The organism is Nocardia sp. NPDC058666 (genome assembly GCF_042714895.1).
Lineage (GTDB): Bacteria > Actinomycetota > Actinomycetes > Mycobacteriales > Mycobacteriaceae > Nocardia.
Map to the genome: position 1 here is coordinate 388,916 of NZ_JBHXRY010000004.1, position 6,494 is coordinate 395,409.

Consider the following 6,494-nt stretch of genomic DNA (forward strand, 5'->3'; position numbering starts at 1 on the left):
GGTCGAACATGTACTGGCAAGAGAAACAGCGAACGGCTTCGTGGAGCTTCGAACTCATGACGCGAAGGCCGCGACAATAGTAAAGAACTTCCCAAGCACTAGGAAAGCTTTTCGGGCAATTTGTGGCGAATCGCCACCAATCCGTGACACCGGTCACACGGCTGACGTCAGCCGATGTCGACCACGCGGGCCCAGGAGGGTGGGCGACCGGGGATGTAGTCGGGGTTGTGCTCGCTCCAGGAATCCGCGCGGCGGAACAGGCCCACGATTGTTCGGCACGGTGGTGGGTCGCTGGGCCAGGGGGTTTGGCCGTCGGTCAGGACCGCGATGACGTCGGGGCGGGTGCGCAGGGCCTTGGTGAAGCCGGTTCGCAGGTCGGTGCCGCCGCCGCCGATCAGCGACATGGATTCGGCCTGGCACAGCGGGTAGGCGATGTGGGCGGCGGCGTCGCAGGAGAACACGGTGATCAGGTCGCGGCGGCCGCCGACGGCGCGGGTGATGGCGGCGACTTCGAGCAGGGCGCTGCCGAGTTCGGCGTCGCTGACCGAGCCGGAGGTGTCGATGACCACGCCCACGCGCGGGGGTGTGCGGCGCAGGCTCGGCAGCACGACGCCGGGCAAGCTCGCGCTGCGCCGGGCCGGGCGGCCGTAGGTGTAGTCCTCACCGACACCGGGGGCCGAAACGGCCGCGCGCAGAGCGGCTCCCAGCAGGTCCCGCCACGGTTGCGGCGGGTGCAATGCCTGGTCGGCCCAACGCCGCCAGCCCTGCGGCGCGTTGCCCGGATTGCCGACGATGCCCTGCGCCACCCGGAACCGAACACCTTCGCGTTCCTGTTCACTGAGCCCGTCGGCACCGTCGGGGCCCAGGTCCCACTCCCGCGCCGATCCGTCTGCGCCGCTGCCACAATCGAGCCACCCCAGCTGCTGCGCTCCGCGCGCGAAGGTGAACTGATCCAGGTAGTCCTCCATGAGTGCGCCCGCGAGCAGGCCCAGGGTTCCCGGCGTGACGGCGCCGTCCGGCACGACCAACCCGTCGCCGAAGGCGTCATCGTTGATTTCGGCATCCGCGGCGATGTTCATGCGCAGCCGTTCCGCCGGGCCGGACAGGTCATGGGTGTCGGCGTAGCGGTCGCTGCGGGCGTGGTGTTCGCGCAGGAGATGCGAAACCTCGTGCACCAGAATCGAAGCCAGCTCCTCTACCGGCGTGTGGTCCACGAACGCGGGCGACACATAGCACCGCCAGTACTTGTCCACGCCCATGGTCCGCACCGCGAGCGAGTCGACGATGTGCAGCGCGTACAGGGCGGTCGCGAGGTAGGGCCGAGCCGAAACGGCGTGCAGGCGTGCGGCATACAGCTTGTCGAGGTCCAGGCCCGATGTCACTGTCATCGGCCTTCCTCGACGGCCACGCGCGCCGCGGCCCGGTCGGCGCTCTGCGCTACCGCCACCATCGCGCCGAGCTGTTCGATCGATGCGGGGATCGCCCAGTTGTCGCGCCGCAGGGTGGCCAGGGTGGTCGCCGGGACCACCACCAGGTCGGGGGCACCGGTTTCCACGGCCCTGACCAGCAGTGACCAGGCCGCGTCCCAGCGGGATCTCTCCGGGCGTTTGCGCACCGCGGCCACCACCGCGTCGAGCACGGCTTGGCGCAGATCGCCGCGTTCGGGCAGGTCGGCGGCGTCCGGGTCGGCCAGCAGCACTTCGGGGTCGGGCAGATCCATTCGGTCGATACTGGTGAGCAGTTCGAACCCGGCACCGTCGCCGACGGTGCCGCGGATCAGTTGGGACAACACGTCGCGACGGGCGTCGGAGGCGGTGGCGAAGGCGATCAGCCGCACGGTCATCTCCCAGCTTCGCGGCGACGGCCACGCTCCGCCACGGCGGGTTTCGGTCGTGGGCAGTTGGTGCACCAGTTTCGGCCTGGCTGCCAGTAGCGTGCACACCGCGCGTCTGGCGAAAGTGACTGCCTCGGAGAACTTTTCGTGGTCGAGCTGCGGCAGTGTCGCGCGCGGCCATGTGCCACCGAGTCCTCGGACGACGACATCGTGGTTGTGCACCCACTGCAGGTGCACGAAACGGTTCGCCAGCGGTGCGCTCAGTTCCCAGCCGTCGGCGGCCGAGGAGCGCGGGTTGGCGGCGGCGACGATGCGCACGCCGGGCGGCAGGTGCAGGGTGCCGATCCGGCGTTCCAGGACCACGCGCAACAGTGCGGCTTGCACGGCCGGCGGGGCGGTGGACAGTTCGTCGAGGAACAGCAGGCCGCGACCGGTGTGTACCAGTCGCACGGCCCAGTCCGGCGGCGCCATCGGGACACCCTTGGTCGCGGGATCGTCGCCGATGATAGGCAGGCCCGAAAAGTCCGACGGCTCATGGACACTCGCGATCACCGTGGTCAGCGGGAGGTCCAGGGACTCGGCGAGTTGGGTCAGGGCGGCGGTCTTGCCGATGCCCGGTTCGCCCCACAGCAGCACCGGCAGGTCGGCGGCGACGGCCAGGGTCAACGCGTCGAGTTGGGTGTCGGGGCGCGGTTCGGTGCGAACCTCGCCGAGCAGAGTCAGCAGATCGCCTGCGAGGTCGAGTTGGGAGCTGAGACGCGCAGGGCACAGTGTGTGAACAGACATGTATGAATCACCTTGGGGTCGAGGAGGTTTGGGTGGTCCCGCGGGCAGGACTGGTTGCCACAGCCGTGGAGCAGCGGACAGTGGCGGAGGTCGGTCGGTGTCGACGGATCAGCGCGAGGCGGCGTGGCGTGGATGCGTGCGTCGCTGCGCCCGGGAAAGCCGGCGCACGGGATTGTCGGCGCGACCGGGCGCGGGCAGCCCGGCGCGGAACAGGCCATAGGTGATCCGTTGCCGGACAGCGGCTTCCAGCTCGGTGCGCAGCGGTCCGTCGCGCAGTACCGCGTCGGCGCCGAGCACGCCCTCGACGACGGTGAGCGCGCCCGCGATATCGCCGTGGTCCAGGTGTTCGCGAACCACGTCCAGCCAGTCAGGGCGGCGATGGGTGCGGTCGATGGCTTGCAGGCAGGGCATCGGGGTGCCGGTCAGCGCGACCAGCAGTTCCTCGCGCCGAATTTCGGTCGGGTCGTGATCGAGTGCGGTGAGCACGCCGTCCACCACGCCGATTCGGTGCTGCTGTCCCCGGCATTCCACGAGCCGCTCACCAGGTCTGGTCCCCGGCGTTTCGGTCGGCTCGCAGGCTTCGCCGAGCGCCGAGGCGACCAGCGGATGCAGCCGATCGGGCGTGATCGCACCTCGGCGGATCAGCTCGAGATCGGGCAGCACCCAGGTTGCCGCGTCGGGCAGGACCGGCAGCGCCGAGATGCCGCCGCGAACGGCCTGTTGCGCGACACGCAAGGCAGGTGGGCCCGACTGCGCGAGATCGTGCTCGCCGATCTCGAGGATGATCCGTTTCCGCGCACCACACCGCACCGCGACCAACCCCGACCCGCACTGGTCGGTGCGCAGCAGGATCGCGGCCTCGGCCGCCCAGCGGTCCACCGCACACGAGCTGGGCACCCGCATCGGGAGCTCGGAGGCCACGAATTGACCTGTCCCACACCGTATTCGCAGCTGGTGTGCGTGGCGCGCGTCCCACAGATGTGGGTGCAGGTCGAGCCGATAGCGCCGGTTCGGTCGCGGATGTGGGTGCAGGTTCGGGCCGCCTTCGGGTCGGTCCGCGTCCCAGAGCGCGAGGCTGATCCGCTGCCCGGCGGTCGCCCACGTCGGCGGAGTGCGAACCACCAGGTGCACCGAACCCGCACCGGCGCAGTCACTTTCGTCCATTCCGTCAGGTCGGTAACCTGCGGTGCCGTATCGAGCCAGCACCATTGTCAGCCCCGGCCGGAGCAACCCGTCGGGCGCGACTCGCGGTAGGTGCCAGCGCAGCAGATCCGGTGCGAGATGGCGCAGATCGGCCCGCACTCGGGCGGCCAGCTCCCGACCATGGGTTCGTGCCAGCGCACGCAGATCGAGATCGACGTCGACATGCGCCGCGGCGCACGCGCCTGCCCAGTCGCCGACGGTGCGGCGGGCGGTGGCGGTGTCGATCATGGCGGGCGGGACAGCGAATTCGCGCACGCGCAGCCACAAGGCAAGGCGGGGATCGTCGACATGATCGAGCGGGAGGGTTGCCGGTTCGATGACCGGCGTGGGGCTCAACGGCCCGGGCGGAGGACGCCCTTTCCACTTGTCGTCATGTGGCCAGTATGCACAACAATGTCCGACCCGACAAGCGGTCGGCCGGGCACCTGGTCGGACCAGGTGCCCGCCTCGCGGAGGTGTCGCTACCGGGCGTCGGCCAGGGCGCGGGTGTCGGCACCCAACTGCGGGTAGGTCGGGTATTCGATGCCCGAGATGTATTGCACTGTGCGGACCACCTGGCAGGAGTAGCCGAATTCGTTGTCGTACCAGACGTACAGGATCGCGGTGTCGCCTTCGACGATGGTGGCGTTGGCGTCGATGATCGAGGCGGCGCGGGAGCCGATGAAGTCGCTGGAGACGGCGTCGGTGGCGGCGGTGTAGTCGAGGTTGCGGCTCAGGGGGCCTGCCAGGGAGACCTGGCGCAGGTAGGCCAGGACGTCTTCTTTGGTGGTGTCCTGCTTCAGCTGCAGGTTCAAGATCGCGACCGAGACGTCGGGGGTGGGGACGCGGATCGAGTTGCCGGTGATCTTGGCCTTGAAGTCCGGCATCGCCTTCGCGACGGCCTCTGCCGCACCGGTTTCGGTGAGCACCAGGTTGAACGGCGCGGAGCGGCCGCGACGGTCGGCCTTGTGGTAGTTATCGAGGAGGTTCTGGTCGTTGGTGAACGAGTGGACCGTCTCGACATGTCCACGCACGATGCCGAATTCGTCGTCGATGGCCTTGAGCGGCGGCACGATCGCGTTGGTGGTGCAGGAGGCGCAGGAGAAGATCTGCTGCGACAGGTCCAGGTCGCGGTGGTTGACGCCGTGCACGATATTGGGCACGTCGCCCTTGCCCGGCGCGGTGAGCACGACCTTGGCGATGCCGGGGCGCAGGTGCTGTTCCAGGCCTTCGCGGTCACGCCAGCGGCCGGTGTTGTCGATCAGGATCGCGTTGTCGATGCCGTAGGCGGTGTAGTCGATCGTGGTGGGGTCGTCGCTGTAGATGAACTTGATGACGTTGCCGTTGGCGGTGATCGTCTCGTTCTCGACGTCGACCTTGATCGTGCCGTTGAAGTGCCCGTGCACCGAGTCCCGCCGCAGCAGCGACGCCCGCTTCGCCAGGTCGTCGTCGCCACCGCGCCGCACCACCACCGCCCGCAGACTCAGCCCGTTACCCGACCCGGCCTTCTCGATGAGCAACCGAGTGACCAACCGCCCGATCCGCCCGAACCCGTAGAGCACCACATCGCGCGGCCCCTGCGACACGGCCTTGTTCCCGTCACTGGCCTGCGCCAGCATCGACGTGGTGAACTCCTCGACCGAAAGCCGCTGCCCCGCAGCGTGATACGCCATCACCAGCTGCCCCAGATCGACCTTGCACGGCCCCAGATCCAACCGGCTGATCACCTGCAGAAACGGCAACGTCTCATCCACCGACAGCTCCTCGCCGCCGATCTGCCGCGCGAACCGATGCGTGCGCAAAATGCTGATCACCGACTTGTTCACCAGCGACCGGCTGTGCAGCAGAATCGTCACACCCTTACTGCGATACAGGGTCCCGATGATCGGAATCATCGCCTCCGCGGCAGCTTCCTGAGCATTCCAGCGATCAAGTTGTTCGGTACTCAACACACGTCCTCTGGTTTCAACGATATTTGCGCTACATCGATGCTAGTGAGGACGCTGATTTCACCGCGGCCCACTCCCCACCGGTGAGATCGTGCGTCCCCTGTCGATGCGCCGGCCGGTCGGGCAGCGAAAGACTGTGGCACTCAGGTCGTGGCGGTCCAGTCGATCCAGGCGGGTTTCACTCTGGCGCACAACGGGTTTCCGGCGGCGTCGGTCAGGCGCACTCGCGCCTCGAGCACGCCTGATTGCGCCGCCGCGGACAGGACCTCGGCGGGGACATCGGCCAACATGAGTTTGGCTCGCCGGAACATGGTGGTGGTACCGGCGGCGTCGACGGTGCCCCAGCTCAGGTACAGGAACCTCTCCCCCGGCCGACCCTGGATGTAGGGACCGCGCACGTCGTCGCCGTCGACGGTGCACTCCACGGTCCAGGTGACCGTGTCGGCGTCTCCCCGCTGTGGGTCCAGCAACTCCTGTGGGCGGTTCTTCCGTTGCACCCCGACATGGATGTTCGTGTACGCCGACGCGATTCCCGCCGGTCGGCAGGAGGATCCGGGCAGCTGCGTCCCGACGATTCGGATAAGCATCCGACCATCCTCGCGTGTCGGCCGGTCCGCCTCTCACCCCCGGTTCGCCCGCCCCCTCTATCCCCCTGTTTCTCCGTCTGCTCCAAGAACGTTGGAACCTGGTTTCCTTCTCGCCGGTCCCACGAACCCCTCTTTCTCCCAAGCGACTACACGCCC

General features: G+C 68.3%; 5 protein-coding genes. All 5 read right to left on the reverse strand.

Annotated features, from left to right (window positions below; genetic code table 11):
* Nucleotides 1-167 precede the first annotated feature (167 nt).
* The 5 genes from ACFWVD_RS13485 to ACFWVD_RS13505 all read right to left on the reverse strand — a co-directional run bounded on the left by ACFWVD_RS13485 (nt 168) and on the right by ACFWVD_RS13505 (nt 6,338).
* On the reverse strand, nt 168-1,388 hold the full coding sequence (locus ACFWVD_RS13485; protein ID WP_379242332.1) for a VWA-like domain-containing protein: 1,221 nt from the start codon (nt 1,386-1,388) through the stop codon (nt 168-170).
* Nucleotides 1,385-2,620: an AAA family ATPase gene (locus tag ACFWVD_RS13490; RefSeq protein ID WP_379242334.1), complete on the reverse strand. Its 1,236-nt coding sequence runs from the start codon at nt 2,618-2,620 to the stop codon at nt 1,385-1,387. Before ACFWVD_RS13490 ends, ACFWVD_RS13485 begins: the two co-directional genes overlap by 4 nt.
* Nucleotides 2,621-2,728: 108 nt before the next feature.
* The gene (locus ACFWVD_RS13495) at nt 2,729-4,159 is read right to left on the reverse strand and encodes a hypothetical protein (protein WP_379242336.1); all 1,431 of its coding nucleotides are present in this window, start codon (nt 4,157-4,159) and stop codon (nt 2,729-2,731) included.
* Between the two features lie 125 nt (nt 4,160-4,284).
* Nucleotides 4,285-5,751, reverse strand: a complete 1,467-nt coding sequence (locus ACFWVD_RS13500) for a glyceraldehyde-3-phosphate dehydrogenase (protein WP_379242338.1) — start codon at nt 5,749-5,751, stop codon at nt 4,285-4,287.
* A 143-nt stretch (nt 5,752-5,894) separates the two neighbouring features.
* Nucleotides 5,895-6,338, reverse strand: a complete 444-nt coding sequence (locus ACFWVD_RS13505; RefSeq protein ID WP_379242340.1) for a DUF5990 family protein — start codon at nt 6,336-6,338, stop codon at nt 5,895-5,897.
* Nucleotides 6,339-6,494 lie beyond the last annotated feature (156 nt).

What these genes read in the sequence shown, in the direction of transcription:
- ACFWVD_RS13485 (WP_379242332.1), bottom strand. Translation starts at nt 1,388, where the DNA reads ATGACAGTGACATCGGGCCTGGACCTCGACAAGCTGTATGCCGCACGC.
- ACFWVD_RS13490 (WP_379242334.1), bottom strand. Translation starts at nt 2,620, where the DNA reads ATGTCTGTTCACACACTGTGCCCTGCGCGTCTCAGCTCCCAACTCGAC.
- ACFWVD_RS13505 (WP_379242340.1), bottom strand. Translation starts at nt 6,338, where the DNA reads ATGCTTATCCGAATCGTCGGGACGCAGCTGCCCGGATCCTCCTGCCGA.